Source organism: Janthinobacterium sp. SUN118, from assembly GCF_030397695.1.
Classification (GTDB): Bacteria; Pseudomonadota; Gammaproteobacteria; order Burkholderiales; family Burkholderiaceae_D; genus Janthinobacterium.
In genome coordinates this window covers 547,730-571,199 of sequence record NZ_JAPUBV010000001.1, presented here as the reverse complement: position 1 = coordinate 571,199, position 23,470 = coordinate 547,730, and the positions used below count along the sequence as shown (strand labels likewise).

Sequence of the window (23,470 nt, the reverse complement as noted above, 5' to 3'; positions counted from 1 at the left end):
GAGCACTCCCATGTCCTTCCAGGAAAATAACAAACCGCTGCACATCTGCGCCTCTTCCGACTGCGACTGCGGCCTGACGCGGCGCGACTTCCTGCGCATGTCGGCGCTGGCCACCGCCAGCGTCGCCTCGCCGCTGCTGTTCGCCGGCGACGCCATGGCCCAGCAAGGCCCGAAAGGCGACGACCAGCCCGTGAAAATCGGCTACCTGCCGATCACCGACGCCACGCCGCTGCTCGTCGCCCACGCGCGCAAGCTGTTCGAGGCCGAGGGCTTGCAGGCGGAAACGCCGCGCCTGTTCCGCAGCTGGGCACAGATCATCGAAGCCTTCGTGGCCGGCCAGGTCAACGTGATCCACCTGCTGTCGCCGGCCACCCTGTGGGTGCGCTATGGCGCCAAGTTCCCCGCGAAAGTCGTCGCCTGGAACCACGTCAACGGTTCAGCGCTGACGGTGGCCAACGAGATCAACAAGGTGTCCGCCCTGGGCGGGCGCACGGTCGCCATCCCGTTCTGGTACTCGATCCACAACATCCTGCTGCAGCAGATTTTGAGCGCCAACGGCCTGACCCCGGTCACGCGCGCGCGCAACGCCGCCATCAAGCCGAACGAAGTGAACCTGATCGTGCTGGCGCCGGCCGAAATGGTCTCGGCGCTGGCCAGCAAGTCGATCGCCGGCTACATCGTCGCCGAGCCGTTCAACGCGGCGGCGGAAAACGCCGGCATCGGCAAGATCCTGCGCTTCTCGGGCGACGTGTGGAAGAACCATGCATGCTGCGTCACCTTCCTCTCCGAGCGCGACATCAATACGCGTCCGGAATGGGCGCAAAAGGTCACCAACGCCATCGTCAAGGCGCAGCTGTGGACGCGCTCGAACCAGGTCGACACGGCCAAGCTGCTGTCGAACGTGGGCGAGCACCGCTACACGCCGCATCCGCTGCAGGTGCTGACCAAGGTGCTGGCCACCACCGACTACGCCGGCTACGAAAAGCAGGGCCTGATCGTGCACAAAAACTGGCAGCAGCGCCGCATCGACTTCCAGCCGTATCCGTTTGCCTCGTACACGGAAGAACTGGTGCGCGCCATCGGCCGCACCAAGGTGGAAGGCGATACCCGCTTCCTGGCCAACCTCGATCCGAAGTTCGCCGCACGCGACCTGGTCGATGACCGCTTCGTGCGCAAGGCCATCACGGCTGTCGGCGGCCCGGCCGCCTTCGGTTTGCGGGCCAACCTGCTGCGCAGCGAAACCGTGGCGGTCTGACGATGACGAGCAGGTTGTTGATGAAATTCGGCCTGCCCCTGGTGGGGCTGGCCTGTGCCTTGCTGTTATGGTCGCTGGGCGTGACGGCGCTGGAGAAATCCACGCCGATCGCCACCGCGTTTGCGCCGCTACCGACGGCGCTGGCGTTCAAGGACATGCTGGGCGGCCCGGATATCTGGCTGCACGTGGTACTGAGCCTGCAACGGGTGGCCGTGGGACTGGGGCTGGCGATTGTCATCGGCGTGCCGCTGGGCGTGCTGGTGGCCATGTCGAAGAGCTTTTCCGGCGCGGCCATGCCGCTGTTCCAGCTGCTGCGCATGATTTCGCCGCTGTCGTGGATGCCGATCGCCGTGATGGTGCTGGGGGTGGGCGACGCGCCCGTGTACTTCCTGCTGGCGTTTGCCGCTGTCTGGCCGATTCTGCTCAATACGGCGGCCGGCGTGGCGCGGCTCGATCCGAACTGGCTGCTGCTGGCGCGCAGCCTGTCGGCCACGCGCAGCGAGATCGTCTTCAAGGTGATTTTACCGGGCATCACGGCCGACATCCTGACGGGCGTGCGCCTGGCCATCGGCATCATCTGGATCGTGCTGGTGCCGGCGGAAATGCTGGGCGTCTCGGCCGGCCTCGGCTACTTCATCCTCGATACGCGCGACCGCCTCGCGTACTCGGAGCTGATGGCCGCCATCGTGCTGATCGGGATTCTAGGCTTCATCCTCGACTACCTGGCCCGCGCCGCCCATGCGCGCTGGCTGCATGTGAAGGGCTAAGCCGCCTCGTCCAGCGGCAGCGCGGCGGCCACCGCCGCCTGCGTTGCCGCCGCCAGTTCGCGCCGGTGCGCGTCCAGGGTCGCCACCGGCGCCAGACAGGTCAGGCGCGCCGTGATCGGCGGGCCGCTCAGGATCGCCACCATGCTTTGCGCAAAGCTCATGTCGCCGATGAAGTCGACGGCATGGTGCAGCGCTCCCTTGTCATCCACATACACGAGCGCGAACGGCTGCACCGGCACCTGCGCGTCGATGGCCGCCTCGAACAGGTTGGCGTGGAACGGCAGGATCTGCCCTTGCGCGGCGGTGGTGCCTTCGGGGAAGAACGCGATGCGCTCGCCCGCCTGCAGCTTGTCGACCAGGCCCTGGAAGATCAACCGCAGGTCGCGCTTGCTGCCGCGCGAGATGAAGATCGTGCCGGCACGCCCCGCCAGCCAGCCCAGGATGGGCCAGGCGCGGATTTCCGCCTTGGCGACGAAACGGCAGGGATGGACGGCGTTGATGACGAAGATGTCGAGCCACGAAACGTGGTTCGCCACCACCATCGCGTGGTCGAGCGCCGGCAGGCTGGCCGCCGGCTGCGCCACATGCACGCCACAGATATCGAGCAGCTGCGTCGACCAGCGGCGGATGCGCCGGTTGCGCCCCTCCAGGTCCAGCCAGGGAAACAGCACGGCGCTCTTGGCCATGCCGCAGCTCAGGTGAATGGCGATGCGCGCGAGGCGGTAGGTAAGCAGAAGTTTCAAATCACACCAAGGTTGGAAGCAAATCCATACAGCCACGTAGGTCGGCCTGGCTGCGCCGGTGAGGCGCGGTGCAAGCCGACAAGGAGCCGCCATGGACTTGTCGGATTACGCGTACCGCTCATCCGACCTGCGGCCCCGATACAAATAATTAGCGCTGAAACGCCACCTGTCCGGCAACGATGGTCGCCTTGACGATGCCGCTCAGCTCATAGCCGAGGAAAGGCGTGTGCTTGCCCTGGCTGGCCAGCGACGCCGACGACACCGTCCAGCGCGCGGCTGGGTCGAAGACGCAGATGTCCGCCGCTTCGCCCACGGCCAGGCTGCCGGCCGGGATACCCGCGACACGGGCCGCGTCGGACGTGACCTTGGCCACGGCGCGCGCCAGCGGACGCGCACCGGCCTGCGGCTGTGCCAGCGCATAGTCGTCGGCCCATTTCAAGGCCAGCGACAGCAGCAGCTCCAGGCCCGTGGCGCCCGGCGAGGCTTCGCCGAACGGCAGCAGTTTTTCATCGTCGTCGACCGGCGTGTGGTCCGAGCACATGGCGTCGACCGTGCCGTCAAACAGGCCGGCGCGGATCGCATCGCGGTCGCGCTGGCTGCGGAACGGCGGCGTGACGCGCGCATTCGGGTCGAAGAAGCCGATATCGGCGTCCGTCAGGTGCACATGGTGCACGCCCACGTCGCAGGTGACGGGCAAGCCTTCGGCCTTGGCGGCGCGGATCAGCTCCAGGCCCGCCGCCGACGAGATGCGGCACAGGTGCACGCGCGCGCGGCTGGCGCGCATCAACTCGAAAATCGTATGCAGCGCGATGGTTTCGGACATCACGGGCACGCCGGACAGGCCCAGGCGCGAAGCCAGCGGGCCGCTGTGGGCGATGCCGCCGCGGCCGATGTGCGGATCCTGCGGACGCAGCCAGACGGTGTAGCCGAAGGTGTTCGCATACTGCATGGCGCGCAGCAGCACGGTGGTGTCCTCGATCGGCTCTTCCGCCTGCGCAAAGCCGATGCAGCCCGCTTCCGTCAGTTCCGCCATTTCCGTCAGCGACTTGCCCTTCAATCCCATGGTCAGTGCGCCCAGCGGGTGCACGTGCGCCTTGTTCTGCGTCTTGGCGCGGTATTTCAGCATCTCCACCAGGCCCGGCTCGTCGAGTACGGGATCGGTGTCGGGCGGGCAGACCAGGCTCGTCACGCCGCCTTGCAGCGCCGCCTGCAATTCCGATTCCAGCGTCGCCTTGTATTCGTAGCCAGGTTCGCGCAGGCGGGCCGACAGGTCGACCAGGCCGGGGGAAACCACCAGCCCGGCCGCGTCGAACGTGGTGTCGGCGGTGAAGCCGGCCGGGGCGCTGCCCACGGCCAGCACCTTGCCGTCGGCGATGAACAGGTCTTGCAAGCCATCGATGCCGTTGGCGGGGTCGATCAGGTGGCCGTTCTTGATATGTAGTGTCGTCATGCTTGCTTACTCGTCCTTGGGCTATCAGCCCTGATTACCAGCCAAAATACTCATCACCGCCATGCGCACGGCGATACCGAACGTCACCTGCGGCAGGATCACCGCCTGCGGACCGTCGGCCACGGCCGAATCGATCTCCACGCCGCGGTTCATCGGGCCCGGATGCATGACGATGGCGTCCGGCTTGGCCAGCGCCAGGCGTTCCGGCGTCAGGCCGTAGCTCTTGAAATATTCCTGCGCCGACGGCAGCAGCGCGCCGCTCATGCGTTCGTTTTGCAGGCGCAGCATGATGATCACGTCGACGCCCTTGAGGCCTTCATCCATGTTGGTGAAGGTGCGCACGCCCATCTGTTCCAGGCCGCCCGGCAGCAGGGTGTGCGGGCCGATGGCGCGCACTTCCGGCACGCCCAGCGTGGTCAGCGCGTGGATATCGGAACGGGCCACGCGGCTGTGCAGGATATCGCCCACGATGGCCACCGTCAGGTTCGTGAAATCCTTCTTGTAGTGGCGGATCGTGTACATGTCGAGCAAGCCCTGGGTCGGGTGCGCGTGGCGTCCGTCGCCGGCGTTGACGACGTGGACATGCGGCTGCTTGGTGTCGATCAGGTGCTTGGCGATCAGATAGGGCGCGCCCGATTGCGCGTGGCGCACGACGAACATGTCGGCATGCATGGCCGACAGGTTGTCGATGGTGTCGAGCAGGGACTCGCCCTTGCTGGCCGACGATGCCTGGATGTTCAGGTTGATGACGTCGGCCGACAATCGTTTCGAGGCGATTTCGAAGGTGGTGCGGGTGCGCGTGGAGTTTTCAAAGAACAGGTTGAAAACGCTCTTGCCGCGCATCAGCGGCACCTTCTTCACGTCGCGGTCGGAGATGCCGACGAACGAGGAAGCGGTGTCCAGGATGTGGTTGACGATAGACTTCGGCAAGCCTTCGATCGTCAGCAGATGTTGCAGTTCGCCGTGTTTATTCAGTTGCGGATTAAGCATGGTGGGTATCTATGGTGAGCGTGAATTTTCCATCGTCGGCTTGCTTCAGGACCAGCGCCTGGCCCGGCGGCACGGCAGTGAAGGCGGCCACGAAATCGGCGGCCACCGGCAGCTGGCGCTCGCCACGGTCGACCAGGGCGGCCAGCATGATCTTCGCCGGACGGCCATAGTCGAACAATTCGTTGATGGCCGCGCGCGTGGTGCGGCCCGTGTACAGCACGTCGTCGACCAGCAGGATGGTGGCGCCGGCCACGTCAAAGCTGATCTGCGTCGGCTTGACGTCGGCATGCAGGCCTTTCTGGGCGAAGTCGTCGCGGTAGAACGAGACGTCGAGCACGCCCAGGCGGTCGAGCAGGTTCAGGTCGCGCGCCAGGCGTTCGGCCAGCCAGGCGCCGCCCGAATGGATGCCGACGATGGCCACGTTGGGGATGCCCGCCAGGCCGTTCTGCACCTGTTGCAGCAAGACCGCATACAGGGCCTCGGCGTCGAGTTGGGAAGGATTCGTAGGATTCGGCATAGAGCTCTTAATGGTTCGGGAAGTCGGTTCAGGAATTCGGTTCGGAAAATACGTGGTAGGTCAGGTCAACAATGTGCGTCGAAATACTGCTGCAGGATGATGGCGGCGGCGCGGTCGTCGATCACTTCACCGCGCTTGGCGGCGATGACGGCCGAGGAATAGCGTTCGTCGACCAGTTCCACCGGCAGGTTGAAGCGGCCATGCACCTGGTTGGCGAAACGGCGGCAGCGCGCGCTCATCTCGTGTTCCGTGCCATCGGGATGGCTGGGCAGGCCCACCACGATGCGGCTGGCGCCCCATTCCGTGATCAGGCTGGCGATGGCGGCAAACTTCGGCTCATTCGCCGTGGCCGTGATCACGCTGAGCGGCTTGGCCTGGCAAATCATGGTATTGCCGATGGCCACGCCGATGCGTTTCAGGCCGAAATCGAAGGCAAGGATGGTGTCGATGGCGTCACTCGTCACAGCATTTTTCCATAATAAAAATCAACATAGGTGGTGCCAGAAACCGTAACGAGCAAGCTCAATGTCGGGTTGAGTAGCGGAGCTGGTCGCAGGTACGGCGAGCAACGGATGCCCGAAAGTGGGCTGCGCGGCAGGTTTATGCCATCCACCTCATGCGTGGCCAGCCTCGCTCGCCAGCATGAGCGGGTCGATGCCCAGCAGCTTGATGGCTGCCACATAGCGTTCTTCGATGGGGAAGTCGAACAGGATATCGGCCGAGGCGCCCACCGTCAGCCAGCCATTGCGGCCGATCTCGTCTTCCAGCTGGCCCGGGCTCCAGCCCGAATAGCCGATCGAGACCAGCATGCGCTCGGGGCCATCGCCCTTGGCGACGGCTTCGAGCACGTCGATCGAGGTGGTAAACGCCACTTCGTCCGTCACCGTCAGCGACGAGGAATAGCGCGCGCCCGGCGTATGCAGCACGAAGCCGCGGTCATCCTGCACGGGGCCGCCAAACATGATCGGTTCGTTGATGATGGGCGCGTCGCTGCCGGCCGCCAGTTTCAGGTCGATGCGATCGAACAGCACTTCCATCGTCATGTCGGTGGGTTTGTTGATGACGACGCCCAGCACGCCGTTTTCATTGTGCTCGCAAACGTAAACCACCGTACCGCCAAAGATGGGATCTTGCATCGCCGGCATCGCAATCAGGAAATGGTTGGCCAGATTCAGGGTGGAAGAACCGGTTGCGGCCGGTTCTCCGACTCCCTGCATCAATCGATGTCCTGGTAGAGTCTGGTCAATTTTACTCTTCTTCATACGCGATGCTCTCTCTGTGGGCTTGCTGGCAAGTCTCGCTTACCCCTGCTGTCGTACGCCTGGCGATCCCTGCGGCGCGGAACGGTGGCCGCGCGCCGCAGGGATGCCGGACGCTATTATTGTTGTAAATTCGATTACAAATTACGCTTTGCGTGGTACGGAGCGTCAGTAACCAGCTCGCTTGCAAGCTCGCCGGCCTCCTTCGCAACGTCAATTGTAAAATTGATCGCAAAATCGTTGTCGCACGCAAAACGCGGCGCATATACCCAGTAGTTTACACTGAATTGCCATCACAGCGACGCCAAAGGCATGGCGCGAGCGGCCATAAAGCCGCATGAACGGCGAAAAATCGCCTATTCTTGACCCTAAACACACGAAATAATGACAATCAAGACTTCCCTGGTGTGGTTCCGCCGCGATTTGCGCGCATTTGACCATGCTGCACTGCATCACGCCCTGCGCCAGAGCCAGGCCGTGCATTGCGTATTTGTCTATGACACCGCCATCCTGGCGGCGCTGCCGCGCCGCGACCGGCGCGTCGACTTCATCCTGGCCAGCGTGGCCGAACTGGCGGCCGAGCTGCGCCAGCTCGGTGGCGACCTGATCGTGCTGCACGCGGACGCGACCGAAGCGATCCCGCGCCTGGCGGCCGAATTGCACGCCGATGCCGTCTTCGCCAACCATGATTACGAACCGCAAGCCATCGCCCGCGACGCCGGCGTCGCCGCCGCGCTGACGCGCGATGCGCGCCTGTGGTTCAGTTTCAAGGACCAGGTGATCTTTGAAAAAGATGAAGTACTGACGCTGTCGGACAAGCCGTACACCGTCTACACGCCGTACAAGAACGCCTGGCTGAAGAAAATGCGCGCCGACCCCGGCTGCCTGGCGCCATTCGACATCGAGCCGCACGCGGCCCGCCTGGCGCCGCCTCGCGCCGGCACGCCGCTGCCCTTGCCCACCCTGGCCGAATTGGGTTTCGAGGCCAGCAACCTGGCCGAACTGGCCATCCCCACCGGCATGTCGGGCGCCAGCAAACTGTTCGAGGACTTCCTGCCGCGCGTGGCCCGCTATGACGTGGCGCGCGATTATCCCGCCCTGAAGGGGCCGTCCTATCTGTCGATGCATCTGCGCTTCGGCACCGTCTCGCTGCGCTACCTGGTGCGCAGCGTGGTCGACCTGATGGACCGGGGCGGCGGCGGCGATGGCGCGCCCGTGTGGCTGGCCGAACTGATCTGGCGTGACTTCTACGCCATGATTCTGTACCAGAACCCGCATGTGGAAACGGGCGCCTTCAAACCGGCCTACGACGCCATCGCCTGGGAAACGGGACCCGAGGCCGACGCCGCTTTTGCGGCATGGTGCGATGGGCGCACCGGCTATCCGCTGGTCGACGCGGCCATGGCGCAGCTGAACCAGACAGGCTATATGCACAACCGCCTGCGCATGGTCACGGCCTGCTTCCTGATCAAGGACCTGGGCATCGACTGGCGCCGCGGCGAAGCGTATTTCGCGCTGCACCTGAACGACTTCGACCTGGCCTCGAACAACGGCGGCTGGCAATGGGCCTCATCGTCGGGCTGCGACGCCCAGCCCTACTTCCGCATCTTCAATCCGGTCACGCAATCGGAAAAATTCGATGCGGACGGACGCTTCATCCGCCGCTACCTGCCGCAACTGAAGGCGCTGGGCGACAGGGAAATCCACGCGCCGTGGCTGGTGCCGCGCATGCTGCTCGAACAAAAAAACATCGTGCTGGGCCGCGACTATCCGCTTCCCCTGGTACAGCACGATGCGGCGCGCAAGGAAACGCTGGAGCGCTATGGCGTCGTCAAGGCGGTGAAATAAGGCAGCGAAAGGCGGCGTGGCCGGTGCCCGCCGCAGCGCTCATGGATTGAACGCCGTCCAGACCGACCGCCAGGCGCCGTGCGGGAGTTTCGCCTGCATGGAAAGGGACAGTCCGCCCGCCCCCAGCGGCTCACCCGGCTGCCATTGTGTATGGTCCGGCTTATTGTCCAGACTCAGCGCCCGCGCCCGTCCCACGTCGACATTGCTCATGTCCCTGCTGTCATAGCCGATTTCCAGGATGGGATGCAGCACCTTCCCCGTACCGGTCAAATACAGGGTCTCGACCTGGACATCGGGTTTGTCAAAACGTGCATACCGCCTCGTCGCGGCGGGTTTGAAACCCTTGCCCTTTGCGAGGCCGACGGTGGTCGGGCCATCGCAGCCCAGAAGCGAGGCCAGGGCCCAATAATCATGATCGGCAACGACCAGCCTTGCCAGGCAGCGCGCTATCCATGCTGGCTCATCGGCCCTGAATTCATTCCAGTATGGCTTCAGCGAGTTTTGAAGGTAGCCCACTTCGTGCAGCGCCCCGACGAGGTTAATTTGCCTGTCCACGGCGTCGATCTCTTGCAACAGATGGGCTGCTGCCGCAGCGACCGCATGCTCGCCTTTGAGCATGGCCTTGTCTTCGAGTTTTTTCAGTTTGGCGTGTATGCTCATTGTTGTCCTGGCGCGCCGCTGCACGCCTGTCATGGTTGCCGCTATGTCTTAGAATGCAGGGCCTGCCGTGAGCCTGCCTGCCCATTTCATGCCTGTCCGCGCCTGGCGGACAGGCAAGCTTCGTTCAAGCCGCCGTCAGCAAGCGGTTCACCTCGGCCAGCAATTCATCCTCCTGGAATGGCTTGCCGAAATACGCGTTCACGCCCAGTTCAAAGGCATGCGTGCGGTGCTTGTCGGCGCTGCGCGAGGTGATCATGATGACGGGAATGTCGCGCGTCTTGTCGTCGCTGCGCACATTGCGCGTCAGGTCGAAACCATCCATGCGCGGCATCTCCACGTCGAGCAGCAGCAGCGCCGGCATGGCCGACGCCTCCAGTGCATGCAGCTGTTCCAGCGCATCGACGCCATCCTTCGCCAGCAGTACCTGGTAGCCTTCGCGCTCGAACAGGCGCTGCATCACGCGGCGCACGGTGAGCGAATCGTCCACCACCATCACGCAGGCGCGCGCCGCGGCCAGCATGCTGGAGGCGGCGCGGTGCGCACCGGATGCCAGCGCGTACTGCGACAGCAGTTCGGGATGATGCTCCAGGTGCTGCGCCAGCGCCACCGGGTTCAGGATCAGCACGATGTCGCCCGTGCCCAGCACCGTGGCGCCGGCAATGCCGGGCATGCGCGCCAGCTGCGGACCCACGTGCTTGACCACCACTTCACGGTTGCCCAGCACGTCGTCGACCTGCAGCGCCAGCCTGTCATTGCCATTCCTCAGCAACAGCACGGGCGCGTAACGCTGCACGGTTTGCGCCACCGGCGGCTCGCCCAGCATGGCCGACAGGTGGTGCAGCGCCAGCGACTGCCCGTGCGACTCGATGCGCCCGGCCGCCTGCGCCTGTTCCAGCTGCCCGCCCTTCAGGTGCAGCACCTGCTCCACCAGCACGGAAGGCAGGGCATAGGTTTGCCCGTTCGCCGCCAGCAGCACCACTTGCGTCACGGCCAGGGTCAGCGGCAAATGGATGGTGAAGCGCATGCCTTGCCCAGGCACCGACACGGTCTCGATGCGGCCGCCCAGGGCGACCGCTTCGGAGCGCACGATATCCATGCCGACACCGCGGCCTGCCAGTTCCGTCAGGCTGTCGGCGGTGGAAAAGCCCGGTGCGAAAATCAGCTCGGCCGCCTGCGCATCGCTCAGCTGCGCATCCGGCGCCAGCAGGCCGGCGCTGTGCGCCTTGGCGCGAATGCGCTCGAGGTCCAGGCCGGCGCCATCGTCGGAAAAGGCGATCGCCACTTCATTGCCCTGCTGGCTGACCTGCACCAGCAGCTCGCCCGTTTCGCTCTTGCCCGCGGCCAGGCGCGCATCGCGCGGCTCGACGCCATGCACGATGGCGTTGCGCAGCAGGTGCTCGAAAGGCGCCGCCATGCGTTCGAGCACGCTGCGGTCGACTTCCACGCCGCTGCCGCGAATGTCGAGGTTGACGCGCTTGTCGACTTCCTTGGCGCTTTGCCGCGCCACGCGGAACAGGCGTTCGGCGATGCTGGCAAACGGCACCATGCGGATCTGCATCAGGTCGCGCTGCAGTTCGCGCGTCAGGCGTGCCTGCAGCACCAGGTCGTCCGTCACCGCGTCGACACTGTGGCTGAGGTTCTCATGGAAGGACGCCACGTCGTTGACGCTTTCGGCCATCATGCGCGTGAGTTCCTGCAAGCGCGTAAAACGGTCGAATTCGAGCGGATCGAAATCGCGCTCGCTGCCGACGGCCATGCGCGAGGCGATCTGCGACTCGGCCTGCATTTCCACTTCGCGCAACTGGCGCCGCAAACGCTGCAGGTTGTCGGAAAACTCGGCCAGCGACGCTCCCAGCACGCCCACTTCATTTTCCATTTTCGAACGCGTGATCGATACTTCGCCCGCCTGGTTCACCAGCCGGTCGAGGATATCGGCCCGCACGCGCACCAGCGCCGCCTTCGGCTCGGCGGCAGGCGTGTCTTCCATGCCAGGCAGCGGCAGCAAGGGCTGCTGCAATTGCTCGAACAGGTGCAGCGCATGGTCGTAATGGGCCAGCAATTCCTCGAACGCCTGTGGCGTGGCCGTCCCCGCATGCAGCATGTTTTCGATATGCGTCTCGATTTCATGCGCATGCTGGCCCAGGCGCATGGCGCCGGCCATGCGCGCGCTGCCCTTCACCGTATGCAGGGTGCGCAGCAGCATCTGCGCCTGGCTGCTGTCCTGCGGCTGCTGCTGCCAGCTGCGCAGCGCTTCGCCGATCTGCGGCAGCAGATCGGTGCCCTCTTCCAGGAAGACCGACAGCAGGTCGAGGTCGAGTTCATCGCTGATGCCGGCGCTGGCCGCCAGCAGCGCAGCCGCATCGGGCGGCATGGTGGCAGTCACCAGCGCATCCGGCACGGCATGCTCCAATGGCGGCGGGTGATCGAAGCCGGCGTCGAACAGGTCGTCGCTGGCGCCGCGTTCCAGCGCCGGCACCGGCGGCCGTACCGCATCGGCCACGATGCTGGCGTAGGTCGTCTGGAACAGCGTATCGAGCTGCGGCACGGACGCTTCCGGCTCGGCGCCGGCGGCCGTTTCTGCCGCTTCGGTCACCTCGGCCACCTCGGCCGGCGGCGTCTCCGGCGCCGCAGCGCCGACGATGCTGGCATAGGTGGCGGCAAACAGGGCATCGAGCGGATCCTGCGCGCTCGCGCCAGGCGCCGCCGTCAACGCGCGCCACAGGGCGTTGAGCGCTTCGATCATGTCCGGCTGCGCCGGCGCCAGGTCGCCCAGCGCGAACGCCTGCAGCATCTGCGCGATGCGCTGCGTGGCCTGTTCCAGCACGTCGTGCTGCGCGTCCTGCAGGCCCGCCAGCGGCGGCACCGCCGTTTCAATCGTCGTCTCCAGCGCATGCGCCAGGTCGCGCAGGGACAGGAAGCCGACCGTGCCCGAAGTGCCGGCCAGCGTATGCACGGCTTGCAGCGCCTCGGCACTGACGGCGCGCGGTTCATGGCGCCACTCGCCGAAGTCGCGCGTCAGCACGCGCAGCAGTTCGTCCGTCTCGGCCAGGTAGATGTTGTACAAGGGCAGGCCGATGCGCAGCTCGCCCACATGTTTCAGGTGATCGTCGGGCGCCTCGTGCACGCCGGGCGCGGTGGCGGAAGGAAAACCGATCACATTGCCATTGCTGGCCAACGGCGCGGCCGGGCGCGGCTTGCGCAACTCGAACGGGCCGCCTTCGCGCACCCGTTCGGCCGCCGCCAGCAGCATGCCCGCTTCGCGCTCGCGCCCCGCGCCGCCCTCCAGTTCGGCCACCCATTCACTGAGCTGGTACCAGCCGTAGTTCAGCAAGGTGAACAGATCATCGCTGGCAGGACGCGCCTCGGCCAGCCAGGTATTCATGACTCTTTCGACGGCGGCGGCAGCCTCGGCGAACTGCGCCAGGCCGATCATGCGGCTGCTGCCCTTCAGCGTGTGGAACGAGCGGCGCAGCATGGCCAGGTGTTCGCCGCTGGCGGCCTGCTCGCGCGGCAGCGCCAGGGTGCTGTCGATGAACGTCAGCACTTCGCGCGCCTCGGCGATGAAGATATCGAGCATCTCGGCATCGACATCGGCCAGCGCCGGCCCGGCATCCACGGCGGCCGGCGCGGCCGGCGGCAAGGCCTGGTCAAGCAGCGGCACCGGCACCTTCCCGGCCGCGGCGACTTTTTCAAACGGCAGCGCGCGGAAGGTGCCGGCAGCGGCGTCAAAATGAAAACGCGCGCTGGCTGCCTGCGCGTTGCGTCCCAGCATATCGACAAAGAAGCCCAGCGCGCTGACATTTTGCGCGATCTCGTCGAGCGCTTCGGCCTGCGCGCCAGCCGGCGCATCGCTTGCCGCCAGCCGCTCGACGGCGGTATCGACCTGCTGCACGGCGGCGCACGCATCGTCGAGTCCCAGTCCGGCCAGGCCCTCCTGCAGGCGCGCCAGCACGGGAGACACGCCCGCCAGCGAGGCCTGCCGCGCGGCATCCGCGTAATACTCGTTGAGCAGCTTTTCCACCTGCCGCAGCCCTGCCTTCATGGCGTCGGCCAGCGCGGCGACGGTCTGCCCCTGCTCGATCTGGCGCGACAGCTCGCCGGCGGCGGCCGGCAGCGGCGCCGCGCCGGCCAGCAACGCCTGCAGGCGCGCGGCGAGGGTTTCCGCATTGCCGGCGAAATCGTCGGGCAGACGGCGCACCTGCTCCAGGCCCGTCTCGGCAAACAGCAGCGCCGTGCCGATCTCCTGCTCCAGCGCCGCGCTGCGCCCGCTCGCCACGGCCTGTCGCGCCACGTCCGCGCACTGGCGCAGCAAGCTGGCCAGGGCCGGCAGCTTCAGGGCATCGGCATGCGCGGCCACCTGTTGCAGGGACTGATCGAAGGCGTCGCCCAGCGCCGGATCGAGATCGGCTTGCGCCAGACGGCTCCAGCTGGCGCGCGCCTGCGCCAGCGCCGCGCGCGCGCCTTGCAGCGCATCCTGGTCGACCTGGCCGTAGCGCCGCGTTTCCACGTCGGCCACCGCCAGGCCGTCCAGCGCAAAGGCGGTGCGCAGCTGGCTTGCCGCCGGCGTCGGTGCGTCTGCCGCGGCGATGAAGAACAGCGCGTCGCGCAGCATCGCCTCGGGCAAGCTGGCCGCGCCCTGCGCCAGGCGGCGCAATTGCAGGTTGATCAGGCCGAACAGCTGCTTGACGTACAAGCCGTGCGCTACCTGCCCGCTGGCCGCCAGTTCGGCAAATGCCTGCATGGCGAACCAGAAGGTGCGCGCAGGCGCTTCCTGCTGCGCGTCGGCCACCAGGGTCAATGTCTCGTGCAGGGCGGCGGCATGCTGGCGTTGCGCGCCGGCGTCCTGCGCCTTCAGGAAAGGCAGCAGCGATTTTTCAAAACGGCCGCGCCAGGCCGGATAGTCCGCGGCCGGCGGCGCCTCGGCCAGCGCGATGGCGTGGCCGTCCAGCATGGCGGCGGGAGGAAAGAACAGGTCGGCCGGATGGATGCGTTCCACGCCCAGCATGGCCTGCAGGGCGCGATGGTAGGAGAACAGGCGGGTCGGTTGCGGCGGCGCGCCGGCCACCAGGTCTTCCAGGTATTCGACGAGGGCCTGATACAGTTCGGCGACGACCTGCGCATGATCGACCGTGTATTCCAGGCTGCCGTCGCGAAAACGCGCGAGCGCCTGTTCCGCGCCGGCCGTCAGCAGGCTGGCGCCGGCCACGTCGACCATCACCAGCGCGCCATGCGCCTGATGCAGGTGCGAACGCGCATGCTGCAGGGCCGTGGCGCGCTCCTCGCGCTCGCGGCCACCGGCTTCGAACAGCGCCGTTTTCGAGCGGCCCAGCGCTTCGCGGATTTCCACCATCACCCACGACAGGGGTTCGCTGTCGAACGGCTTGGACTGCTGCGGACTATCTGGTGTGCTCATGCATGCCTCGGTAAAGGAATCGTAGCGCGAAAATCGGTACGCACAACGCGCCGCGCCATCGTCTGGCGCGGCGTTCAGGCGGCGACGCGGAAGCGCGACACCGAATTTTTCAGTTCCTGCGCCAGCATCGACAGTTTATGGATCGATTGCGCCGTTTGCTGCGTGCCATCCTGGGTCTGCTCCGTCACGCTCAGGATATGCTGGATGTTCAAGGCCACGCCGCTGGCCGAACCGGCCTGCGTGCCGGTGGCGAACGAGATGCCCTGAATCAGCTCGGCCAGGTGCTTCGACACTTCGCTGATGTCGTTCAGGGCGGCGCCGGCCGCGTCCGACAGGCGCGCGCCCTCGACCACGCCCTGGGTCGATTTTTCCATCGCCCGGGTGGCATCCTGGGTATCGGCCTGGATGGTGCGCACCAGCGCGCCGATCTGCTTGGCGGCGGCGGCCGAGCGTTCTGCCAGGCGCTGCACTTCCTCGGCGACGACGGAAAAGCCGCGTCCCGCCTCGCCGGCCGATGCGGCCTGGATGGCGGCGTTCAGCGCCAGCACATTCGTCTGCTCCGTGATGTCGGAGATGAGTTCCGTGATTTCGCCGATTTCCTGCGACGATTCGCCCAGGCGCTTGATGCGCTTGGACGTATCCTGGATCTGCTCGCGGATTTCATGCATGCCCTTGATGGCGTTTTCCACCGCCGTCGAGCCCTGCAGCGCGGCCGCCACCGACTGGCGCGCCACGTCGGCCGAGACGCTGGCCGATTTCGACACGTCGGTAATGGCGTTGGCCATCTTCACCACGGTGGCGCTGGCGTCGAGGATTTCGCGCGACTGCTGCTGCGAAGCGATCAGCAGCTTGCTCGAGATGCTTTGCGCCTGCGTCGAGGCGCGGTTCACCTGTTCGGCGGTGGCCGTCACCCTGCCCACCAGGCCGCGCAGCTCCTCGACCGTGTAGTTGACGGAATCGGCGATGGCGCCCGTGATGTCTTCCGACACCGTCGCCTGCACCGTCAGGTCGCCGTCGGCCACCTTCTGCAGCTCGTTCATCAGGCGCAGGATGGCCGCCTGGTTCTGGTCATTCTTGGCCTTTGCCTGCGCTTCCTTTTCCTGCGACAGCAGGCGCAGGATTTCCGCTTCCTGGCGGCGTCGCTCGGCGTCGCGCGTGCGGTTGACGGAATCCTGCAGCAGCACGCGGCCGATGCCTGCCGCCGCGATCAGGGTCAGCAGCACGCCGCCGACCATCAGCCAGAAGGCCACGCCGAGCGTTTCCTGGTTCGCGTGGTACATCTGCTGCAGCAGGGTCAGGCGCTGGCGCAGGTCCTCGTTCTCGTTGAAGATCAGCTGCTCGGCGCTTTTCGCCGAACTGAATTTATCCAGGCGGTCGAGGATCGACGACACCAGCTTCTGGTAGTTGTCGAAACTGGCCTTCAGCGCCACCAGGCGGTCGCGCAGCTCGGCGTCGCGCGTGGGCGCCAGCTGCAGCGAGACGCTGCCATTGAGCAGGCCCTCGACGGCGGCGCGGAAATACGTCGTGTCGCGTCCCAGCGAAAACGCCGTTTCCGAGCTGATGCTGCCCGAGCCAAGGAATTCGCTGGCGCTGCGGCTCATGCGCTGGGTCAGCATCATCAGCCGGCCGATGACGGCCAGGTCGCGGCCATTGCCGCCGCGCTGCACCTTGAGCGCCGCGATTTCCTCGGTTTGCGCCAGCAAGGCGGGCGACAGCGCGTTCAATTGCTGCAAGGTCTTGTCGAATTCGCCCAATTCCGTCTTCAGGCGCAGGATGGTGCTGGCCGCGCGGTCGCTGCTGGCCCATTTTTTACGCGCATCGGCCACCGCCGCCAGCAGGCCGGAGCGCGATTCGCCGATATCGCGCCCGTGATAGGTGCCGCCGCGCTGCATCAGGCGGAAATCCTGGTTCAGCTCGTTGCGGCTTTCCTCGAGCTGGCGGAACGCTTCCGGATTGCCCTGCACGGCGTTCGGCGCGGCCTTGCCGATGCGCTGCGAGTGCATCAGCGCGTCGCTGGCCAGCTGCGTCTGCGCCGAGGCGATGTTGCCGCTGCGCGTGTTCAGTCCCACGAACAGCAGGCTGGCGGCTAGGCTCAGGGCCATCACCGTCGACAGGATGCTCAATTGCTTTTGCAGCGGCAGATGGCCGATCAGCGGCAGCTTCAAGTCGCTGGCTGGCGCGCTGGCCAGCGACCGGCGCCGGCCCAGCGCATCGCGCAGGCGCAGCGGCAGGTCGGCCGGCAACGCCGCCTCGCCCAGGCCGTGCTCCGCCTCGGGCAAGCCGGCCGCCAGGATGGGGGAACTGGCGCCCATCAGCGCCTGTCCTCGTGCACGGGCATGCAAGTAAAACCGGCATCCTGGAAGCGCGCCGATTGCGCCAGCAGCGCCAGGTCCAGGCGCAGCCATTGCTCACCCTCGCCGTCGCGCAGCAGCTGCGCGACCCACGGCAGCGACGCGTGCGGCGGCGCATCGGGCAAGCAGACGGACTGCATGCCGCGCTGCTGGCGCAAGCCCAGCACGCGTTCGACCAGCAATGCGCAATTCATGCCCAAACGGGGAGAAAACGTGATGATGCGGCTGTCGCTGCCCGCCACGCAGGCCGCTTCGCCCATGTAGCGGGCCAGGTCGACGACCGCCGTCAGGCGGCCGCGCATGGTTGCCAGGCCCAGGTACCAGTCCTGCGCCAGCGGCACGCCCTGGATGGACAGGCCCGCGGGGATGACGATTTCACCGAGCTGCGTCAGGTCGAGCAGGCAGCGCCGGCCACCGAGCATCACGCCCAGCTCCTTGCGCGCCGCCAGCGCGCCGCTGCGCGCGGCCTGCACGCGCTCGAGCAATTGCAGCTGGTACTGGCGCAAGCGCCCCTGCCGCGCGCCAGTCTCGTGCGAGGGCATGGCGGGAATGGCAGGCAGAAAAGCCGGGGCAGGCACGCCGTTGCCGGGCATCGTGTGCATTGCCTAGGCCAGCGCGGCGATCTTGGCCAGCAGGTCGGCTTCGACCACGGGCTTGACCAGGTAATCGCGCGCGCCCTGGCGCAAGCCCCAGATGCGGTCCGTTTCCTGGCTCTTGCTGGAGCAGATAATCACCGGCACGTCCTGCAGTTCAGGATCGCGGGCGATGGCGCGCGTGATCTGGAAGCCATTCGCCCCGGGCATCACCACATCCATCAGGATCAGGTCGGGCCTGGCCTGCTTCAGTTGCGCCAGCGCGTCGGCGCCGTCTTCCGCCGTCATGACGGCATAGCCAGCGCGCACCAGCATCTCGCTCAGGTAGTAGCGCTCTGTCGGCGAGTCATCGACGATCAGAATTGTGTGTATGGCCATGTGTGTGTTTACTTCCTTGCTGCGTTGGGTACATCATACTAAAAACGGCTGGCCAGGTGCAGCCGCACGGCCGCCAGCAGCGCTTCGCGCGTCAGCGGCTTGGCCAGGCAGGCGCTGGCGCCGGCCATGGCGCCGCGCGCGCGGTCGAACAAGCCTTCCTTCGACGACAGCATCAGCACCGGCGTCGTGCAAAAACCCGCGCTGGCCTTGATCAGCGCGCACGTGCGGTAGCCATCGAGGCGCGGCATCAGGATGTCGCACACGATCAGCGCCGGGTGGCAGTCGCCGATCTTGGCCAGCGCCGCGAAACCGTTTTCCGCCACCACCACGCGGTAGCCGGCCTCGCCCAGGACTTTCTCGGCCAGGCAGCGTATGGTGGCGCTGTCGTCGATGACCAGGATCGTCGGGCCGGCGCACGCCGTAGCGGACGATGCCTCGGGCAGTAACGGACTCGTCATTTGATTATTCGGCAATCTTTCATACCATAGCATAGGCTGCAGTCGTCAGGCACGTGACAGCAGATTGCCAATTGATCAGGATTGATTAAATGGCTACCATCTCGAAATCATCCTTGCGCGCGCCGCATTCAGGGCAGGTCCAGTTCATCGGAACATCGGCCCAACGCGTGCCCGGAGCGATGTCTTCGTCGGGCAGGCCGGCCGCTTCATCATAAACCCAGCCGCAAATAAGACACATCCACGTTTGGAATTGCTGCGTTGTTTCGTTGCTACTCACGTTCTGCCACCCTTCAATCAAGTAAAATGCTGAATTAGGTATCTTAATCTACCCGCCGTGCAAAACCAAACTTCTCCCCTCATATTAAGCTTCGGCGTGTCCGATCCCGTCGGCGCGATCGGCATCCAGGCCGATCTGGCCACGTTTTCAGCCTTTGGCTGCCACGGCCTGTCCGTCACCACGGGCCTGCTGATCAGCGACACGGCGCGCGTGGAAGACGTGCAGGCGATCGATCCCGACTGGGTTTCCGACCAGGCGCGCGTGCTGCTGGAAGACATGTCCGTCGCCGCCATCAAGATCGGCGCGCTGGGCAGCGTGGAAAACGTCACGGCCATCGCCGAAATCGTTTCCGACTATCCGAACGTGCCGCTGGTGCTCGATCCCTTCATTTCGGCGCTGCCGGAACAGGGCATGGACGACGAAGACATCCTCACCGCCGTGCGCCAGTTGCTGATCCCGCAAACGACCCTGCTGGTGCTCTCGCCGGTGGAGCTGGAACGCCTGGCCGAGACCTGGCGCGACGCCGACCCGGACGACACCCTGCAGAACGATGTCGACTACCTGGTGGCGCTGGGCTGCGAATACGTGCTCGTCACCGGCATGCCGGCCGACGCCAGCAAGGCCGGCACGGCCGAAGGCAAGCTGCGCGCCAATACCCTGTTCGGCGAGGATGGCGTGGTGCGCCATGACGAATGGCGCCACCTGCCCGGCATCTTCAACGGCGCCGGCAGCACCCTGTCGGCGGCGGCCACCGCCCTGCTGGCCCTGGCGGAAAACGAGGACGACGTGCCGCAAGCGGTCGTGGCGGCACAGGAATTTACCACCGGCGCGCTGGCGCATGCACAGCGCCACGGCATGGGCAAGCTGGTGCCGAACCGGCTGTTCCAGCAGCAGCGCCAGCGCGGCGCCCAATAGCCGCTGGCCGGTGCAGACCAGACGACACAGACAACGATCCACTTTCAAGGCACGATTATCATGACGACGACTTCCCAGAACGACATCCTGTTTACCCGCGCGCAAAAAACCACGCCAGGCGGCGTCAACTCGCCCGTGCGCGCCTTCCGCTCGGTGGGCGGCACGCCGCGCTTCATCACGCGCGCCGAAGGCCCGTACTTCTGGGACGCCGACGGCAAGCGCTATATCGACTATATCGGCTCGTGGGGCCCGGCCATCGTCGGCCACGCCCACCCGCAAGTGGTAAAGGCGGTGCAGGATGCGGCCGCGCTGGGCCTGTCGTTCGGCGCGCCGACGGAAGGCGAAGTGCTGATGGCCGAGGAAATCACGCGCCTGGTGCCGTCGATCGAACAGGTGCGCCTGGTATCGTCGGGCACGGAAGCGACCATGAGCGCGCTGCGCCTGGCGCGCGGCGCCACGGGACGCGACAAGATCGTCAAGTTCGAGGGCTGCTACCACGGCCACGCCGATTCGCTGCTGGTGAAGGCAGGCAGCGGCCTGCTCACCTTCGGCAACCCGACCTCGGCCGGCGTGCCGGAAGACTTCGTCAAGCACACGCTGGTGCTCGACTATAACAACGTCGAGCAACTGAAGGACGCCTTCGACAGCTTCGGCGCGGACATCGCCTGCGTGATCGTCGAACCCGTGGCCGGCAACATGAACCTGGTGAAAGCCACGCCGGCATTCCTGCAGGCGATGCGCGAGCTGTGCACGCAGCACGGCGCCCTGCTCATTTTCGATGAAGTCATGTGCGGCTTGCGCGTGGCGCTGGGCGGCGCGCAGGCGCTGTACGGCATCAAGCCCGACCTCACGGCGCTGGGCAAGGTGATCGGCGGCGGCATGCCGGTGGCGGCCTTCGGCGGCAGCGCCGCGCTGATGCACCACATGGCGCCGCTGGGCGCCGTCTACCAGGCCGGCACGCTGTCGGGCAACCCGGTGGCCGTGGCGGCCGGCATGGCAACCCTGAAACTGATCCAGCAGCCGGGCTTCTACGAGCAGCTGGGCGCCACGGCCCGGCGCCTGGCCGAAGGCCTGACCGCCGCGGCGAAAGAAGCGGGCGTGGTCTTCTGCGCCGACTACATCGGCGGCATGTTCGGCATTTATTTCAGCGAAAACCCACCGACCAGCTATGCGGAAATGATGGCGGGCGACCGCAGCAAGTTCAACGCCTTCTTCCACGCCATGCTGGACGAAGGCGTGTACTTCGCGCCAGCCGCCTTCGAGGCGGGCTTCGTCTCGGCGCAGCACGATGACGCCGTCATCGACGCCACCATCGCCGCCGCGCGCAAGGTCTTCGCCAAGCTGGCGTAAGCTGCAGCATCCAGCTGCCCCCTTCTGCCTGACCCCGCAGCGGCCCGCCTGGCCGCTGCGCTTCCGCCTCCCCCCACCGCGTTATTGCCCAATTGCATTTGACGCAATGCACAAAATTTGACCCTGGGCCATCCCCGACCCTGCAAATGCAAAAAAAGTATCGGTTTTATCACATGTAATCGGTAGCCCTGCCCGGCTCGCCTGCATAGAATGGGGACACAAACCAATAACCCGCCCGGCCGGCAACATGGCTGGAGCGCACGGTAACCCAGCAGGAGACACGCCATGACACGCATCCGCCTCGCCGCCACGCCACGTTTCCGCCGCGCCGTTCCACGCCTCGCCTGAACCGCGCGGAGACCGCCATGCATCCCGATCTCGAAGTCGTCTGCGTGCCCGCCGATGAATCGTTTACAGCCTGGTCGCACGGCTACCCCTACCGCACCGTGCGCTGGCACTTTCACCCCGAATATGAAATCCAGCTGATCACGGACACCAGCGGCAAGTACTTCGTCGGCGACTACATCGGCGATTTTGAACCGGGCAACCTGGTCATGTCCGGCCCCAACCTGCCGCACAACTGGGTCAGCGAATTGCCCGACAACCAGCCCGTGCCGCAGCGCTGCCTGATCCTGCAATTCACGGCCGAATTCATCGCCAAGGCCATCGCCGCCTTCCCGGAATTGCAGCCAGTCACCACCCTGCTGGCCGAATCGCGCAGCGGCCTGCTGTTTACGCCGGAAGCCGGCGCCGCCGCCCGCCCGCTGATGCAGGCGCTGCTGGAAGCGCGCGGCTGCCGCCGGGTCATGCTCTTCCTGTCGCTGCTGGAACTGCTGCTGCACGACAGCGAACGGCGCACGCTGTCCAGCCCCAGCTACCTGCCCGATCCGCACAGCTACATGGCGTCGAAAATCAACCTGGCGCTGGCCTACATCGGCAAGAACCTGTCGACCGACCTGCGCGAGTCGGAGCTGGCCGAACTGATCGGACAAAACGTCAGCTCCTTCTCGCGCTCGTTCAGCAAGCACACGGGTATTTCCTTTGTGCAATATGTGAATTTGCTGCGCATCAAGCTGTCCTGCGAAATGCTCAGCAACAGCGCCTTGAGCATCACGGATATCTGCTACCAGGTGGGTTTCAACAACCTGTCCAATTTCAACCGCCAGTTCCTCGCCCACAAGGGGATCTCGCCGTCCAAGTTTCGCCGCTACGACGGCTTGAAGACGGCGGCGCCCGGCAACTGATCTTTCGCTTCATGCCCCGGCAGCAGGCAAGGCAAGGCTGCCACGACAATCAAAAAACCATGCTCAAAAACGAGGAGACGATGATGTTGAAAAGAAAATTGCTTGCCCTGTCCACGACCGCCCTGTGTGCCGCCAGCCTGTCCATGAGCGCCAGCGCCGCGCCGCTGAAGATCGGCATGTCCTTCCAGGAACTCAACAACCCGTATTTCATCACCATGAAAAAGGCGCTGGAAGAGGCGGCCGCCAGCATCGGCGCCACGGTGGTGATCACCGATGCGCGCCATGACGTGGCAAAACAGACGAGCGATGTGGAAGACATGATCCAGAAAAAGATCGATATCCTGCTGCTCAATCCGACCGATTCGGTGGGCATCCAGTCGGCCGTCAAGTCGGCCAAGGCGGCCGGCGTCATCGTCGTCGCCGTCGACGCGAATGCCAACGGCCCCGTCGATTCCTTCGTCGGCTCGAAAAATTTCAATGCGGGCCAGCTGGCCTGCACCTACCTGGCCAAGAGCCTGGACGGCAAGGGCGACGTGGCGATCCTCGACGGCATTCCCGTCGTGCCCATCCTGGAACGGGTACGCGGCTGCAAGGATGCGCTGGCGGCCTTTCCCGGCATCAAGATCGTCACCAGCCAGAACGGCAAGCAGGAACGCGACCAGGCCTTGACCGTCACGGAAAACATCCTGCAGGCGCAGCCCAGGCTGAAAGGCATCTTCAGCGTCAACGACGGCGGCGCCATGGGTGCGCTGTCGGCCATCGAAGCGAGCGGCAAGGACGTGAAACTGACCAGCGTCGACGGCGCGCCCGAAGCCATCAAGGCGATGCAGAAACCCAATTCCAAGTTCATCGCCACGGCCGCCCAGTACCCGCGCGACCAGGTGCGCCTGGCGCTGGCCATCGCCATGGCCAAAAAATGGGGCGCCAACGTGCCGGCGCAGATTCCCGTCGAAGTCAAGCTGGTGGACAAGGCGGCCGCCAAATCCTTCAGCTGGTAACGGC

20 protein-coding genes are annotated in these 23,470 nt (G+C 65.7%); 7 read left to right on the top strand and 13 right to left on the bottom strand.

The genetic code is table 11. The features are described from left to right. Positions 1 to 10: 10 nt before the first annotated feature. Entirely contained in the window at positions 11 to 1,255 is a 1,245-nt protein-coding gene (locus tag O0880_RS02600) for an ABC transporter substrate-binding protein (protein ID WP_289884881.1), read from the top strand. Between the two features lie 2 nt (positions 1,256 to 1,257). Continuing rightward, a complete protein-coding gene (locus O0880_RS02595; protein WP_289884879.1) occupies positions 1,258 to 2,022 on the top strand; it encodes an ABC transporter permease in 765 nt (254 codons plus the stop codon). On the opposite strand, the gene O0880_RS02590 is transcribed toward O0880_RS02595, so the two are convergent. The 6 genes from O0880_RS02590 to O0880_RS02565 all read right to left on the bottom strand — a co-directional run bounded on the left by O0880_RS02590 (position 2,019) and on the right by O0880_RS02565 (position 6,939). Continuing rightward, positions 2,019 to 2,765 (bottom strand): lysophospholipid acyltransferase family protein, encoded by a 747-nt coding sequence (locus tag O0880_RS02590; protein ID WP_071322050.1) that lies wholly within the window; start codon positions 2,763 to 2,765, stop codon positions 2,019 to 2,021. The genes O0880_RS02595 and O0880_RS02590 overlap by 4 nt on opposite strands. Before the next feature lie 148 nt (positions 2,766 to 2,913). Then, positions 2,914 to 4,215 carry a dihydroorotase gene (locus O0880_RS02585; protein ID WP_289884876.1) on the bottom strand — a complete coding sequence of 434 codons (1,302 nt, stop codon included), beginning with the start codon at positions 4,213 to 4,215 and terminating at the stop codon, positions 2,914 to 2,916. Between the two features lie 24 nt (positions 4,216 to 4,239). After that, complete coding sequence (locus O0880_RS02580; protein ID WP_034746695.1) at positions 4,240 to 5,205, bottom strand: aspartate carbamoyltransferase catalytic subunit; 966 nt, start codon at positions 5,203 to 5,205, stop codon at positions 4,240 to 4,242. Beyond that, complete coding sequence (gene pyrR, locus O0880_RS02575; protein ID WP_071322048.1) at positions 5,198 to 5,722, bottom strand: bifunctional pyr operon transcriptional regulator/uracil phosphoribosyltransferase PyrR; 525 nt, start codon at positions 5,720 to 5,722, stop codon at positions 5,198 to 5,200. Before pyrR ends, O0880_RS02580 begins: the two co-directional genes overlap by 8 nt. Before the next feature lie 65 nt (positions 5,723 to 5,787). Beyond that, complete coding sequence (gene ruvX / locus O0880_RS02570; protein WP_289887276.1) at positions 5,788 to 6,171, bottom strand: Holliday junction resolvase RuvX; 384 nt, start codon at positions 6,169 to 6,171, stop codon at positions 5,788 to 5,790. 165 nt (positions 6,172 to 6,336) lie between these two features. After that, positions 6,337 to 6,939 (bottom strand): YqgE/AlgH family protein, encoded by a 603-nt coding sequence (locus O0880_RS02565; protein ID WP_071326215.1) that lies wholly within the window; start codon positions 6,937 to 6,939, stop codon positions 6,337 to 6,339. Between the two features lie 426 nt (positions 6,940 to 7,365). On the opposite strand from O0880_RS02565, the gene O0880_RS02560 reads away from it, so the two are divergent. Continuing rightward, positions 7,366 to 8,829: a deoxyribodipyrimidine photo-lyase gene (locus O0880_RS02560; RefSeq protein ID WP_289884873.1), complete on the top strand. Its 1,464-nt coding sequence runs from the start codon at positions 7,366 to 7,368 to the stop codon at positions 8,827 to 8,829. A 39-nt stretch (positions 8,830 to 8,868) separates the two neighbouring features. Here the strand turns inward: O0880_RS02560 and O0880_RS02555 are convergent, their stop codons facing one another. The 7 genes from O0880_RS02555 to O0880_RS02525 all read right to left on the bottom strand — a co-directional run bounded on the left by O0880_RS02555 (position 8,869) and on the right by O0880_RS02525 (position 18,920). Beyond that, on the bottom strand, positions 8,869 to 9,489 hold the full coding sequence (locus O0880_RS02555) for a hypothetical protein (RefSeq protein WP_289884871.1): 621 nt from the start codon (positions 9,487 to 9,489) through the stop codon (positions 8,869 to 8,871). A 124-nt stretch (positions 9,490 to 9,613) separates the two neighbouring features. After that, positions 9,614 to 14,902 (bottom strand): Hpt domain-containing protein, encoded by a 5,289-nt coding sequence (locus tag O0880_RS02550; RefSeq protein WP_289884870.1) that lies wholly within the window; start codon positions 14,900 to 14,902, stop codon positions 9,614 to 9,616. Between the two features lie 74 nt (positions 14,903 to 14,976). Further along, positions 14,977 to 17,214 carry a methyl-accepting chemotaxis protein gene (locus tag O0880_RS02545; RefSeq protein ID WP_071322044.1) on the bottom strand — a complete coding sequence of 746 codons (2,238 nt, stop codon included), beginning with the start codon at positions 17,212 to 17,214 and terminating at the stop codon, positions 14,977 to 14,979. Continuing rightward, positions 17,214 to 17,855: a chemotaxis protein CheW gene (locus O0880_RS02540; RefSeq protein WP_289884869.1), complete on the bottom strand. Its 642-nt coding sequence runs from the start codon at positions 17,853 to 17,855 to the stop codon at positions 17,214 to 17,216. Before O0880_RS02540 ends, O0880_RS02545 begins: the two co-directional genes overlap by 1 nt. 3 nt (positions 17,856 to 17,858) lie before the next feature. Further along, positions 17,859 to 18,224 (bottom strand): response regulator, encoded by a 366-nt coding sequence (locus O0880_RS02535; protein WP_071322043.1) that lies wholly within the window; start codon positions 18,222 to 18,224, stop codon positions 17,859 to 17,861. Between the two features lie 38 nt (positions 18,225 to 18,262). Then, a complete protein-coding gene (locus O0880_RS02530; RefSeq protein ID WP_289884867.1) occupies positions 18,263 to 18,682 on the bottom strand; it encodes a response regulator in 420 nt (139 codons plus the stop codon). An 85-nt stretch (positions 18,683 to 18,767) separates the two neighbouring features. Further along, the gene (locus O0880_RS02525; protein ID WP_038488910.1) at positions 18,768 to 18,920 is read right to left on the bottom strand and encodes a rubredoxin; all 153 of its coding nucleotides are present in this window, start codon (positions 18,918 to 18,920) and stop codon (positions 18,768 to 18,770) included. Positions 18,921 to 19,016: 96 nt separating this feature from the next. Here O0880_RS02525 and O0880_RS02520 point away from each other — a divergent pair, with 96 nt between their 5' ends. From O0880_RS02520 to O0880_RS02505, 4 genes are all read left to right on the top strand, one after another. Then, positions 19,017 to 19,874: a hydroxymethylpyrimidine/phosphomethylpyrimidine kinase gene (locus tag O0880_RS02520; protein ID WP_289884865.1), complete on the top strand. Its 858-nt coding sequence runs from the start codon at positions 19,017 to 19,019 to the stop codon at positions 19,872 to 19,874. A gap of 60 nt (positions 19,875 to 19,934) precedes the next feature. Continuing rightward, on the top strand, positions 19,935 to 21,224 hold the full coding sequence (gene hemL / locus O0880_RS02515; protein ID WP_289884863.1) for a glutamate-1-semialdehyde 2,1-aminomutase: 1,290 nt from the start codon (positions 19,935 to 19,937) through the stop codon (positions 21,222 to 21,224). 365 nt (positions 21,225 to 21,589) lie between these two features. Then, the gene (locus tag O0880_RS02510; RefSeq protein WP_289884861.1) at positions 21,590 to 22,468 is read left to right on the top strand and encodes an AraC family transcriptional regulator; all 879 of its coding nucleotides are present in this window, start codon (positions 21,590 to 21,592) and stop codon (positions 22,466 to 22,468) included. A gap of 80 nt (positions 22,469 to 22,548) precedes the next feature. Continuing rightward, on the top strand, positions 22,549 to 23,466 hold the full coding sequence (locus tag O0880_RS02505) for an ABC transporter substrate-binding protein (RefSeq protein ID WP_083412093.1): 918 nt from the start codon (positions 22,549 to 22,551) through the stop codon (positions 23,464 to 23,466). Positions 23,467 to 23,470: the final 4 nt, after the last annotated feature.

Bases quoted from the DNA above. Each gene is read 5' to 3' on its own strand.
- O0880_RS02600 (WP_289884881.1), top strand. From the start codon at position 11: ATGTCCTTCCAGGAAAATAACAAACCGCTGCACATCTGCGCCTCTTCC.
- O0880_RS02595 (WP_289884879.1), top strand. From the start codon at position 1,258: ATGACGAGCAGGTTGTTGATGAAATTCGGCCTGCCCCTGGTGGGGCTG.
- O0880_RS02585 (WP_289884876.1), bottom strand. From the start codon at position 4,215: ATGACGACACTACATATCAAGAACGGCCACCTGATCGACCCCGCCAAC.
- O0880_RS02580 (WP_034746695.1), bottom strand. From the start codon at position 5,205: ATGCTTAATCCGCAACTGAATAAACACGGCGAACTGCAACATCTGCTG.
- pyrR (WP_071322048.1), bottom strand. From the start codon at position 5,722: ATGCCGAATCCTACGAATCCTTCCCAACTCGACGCCGAGGCCCTGTAT.
- O0880_RS02565 (WP_071326215.1), bottom strand. From the start codon at position 6,939: ATGCAGGGAGTCGGAGAACCGGCCGCAACCGGTTCTTCCACCCTGAAT.
- O0880_RS02560 (WP_289884873.1), top strand. From the start codon at position 7,366: ATGACAATCAAGACTTCCCTGGTGTGGTTCCGCCGCGATTTGCGCGCA.
- O0880_RS02555 (WP_289884871.1), bottom strand. From the start codon at position 9,489: ATGAGCATACACGCCAAACTGAAAAAACTCGAAGACAAGGCCATGCTC.
- O0880_RS02550 (WP_289884870.1), bottom strand. From the start codon at position 14,902: ATGAGCACACCAGATAGTCCGCAGCAGTCCAAGCCGTTCGACAGCGAA.
- O0880_RS02545 (WP_071322044.1), bottom strand. From the start codon at position 17,214: ATGGGCGCCAGTTCCCCCATCCTGGCGGCCGGCTTGCCCGAGGCGGAG.
- O0880_RS02540 (WP_289884869.1), bottom strand. From the start codon at position 17,855: ATGCACACGATGCCCGGCAACGGCGTGCCTGCCCCGGCTTTTCTGCCT.
- O0880_RS02535 (WP_071322043.1), bottom strand. From the start codon at position 18,224: ATGGCCATACACACAATTCTGATCGTCGATGACTCGCCGACAGAGCGC.
- O0880_RS02530 (WP_289884867.1), bottom strand. From the start codon at position 18,682: ATGACGAGTCCGTTACTGCCCGAGGCATCGTCCGCTACGGCGTGCGCC.
- O0880_RS02525 (WP_038488910.1), bottom strand. From the start codon at position 18,920: ATGTGTCTTATTTGCGGCTGGGTTTATGATGAAGCGGCCGGCCTGCCC.
- hemL (WP_289884863.1), top strand. From the start codon at position 19,935: ATGACGACGACTTCCCAGAACGACATCCTGTTTACCCGCGCGCAAAAA.
- O0880_RS02510 (WP_289884861.1), top strand. From the start codon at position 21,590: ATGCATCCCGATCTCGAAGTCGTCTGCGTGCCCGCCGATGAATCGTTT.
- O0880_RS02505 (WP_083412093.1), top strand. From the start codon at position 22,549: ATGATGTTGAAAAGAAAATTGCTTGCCCTGTCCACGACCGCCCTGTGT.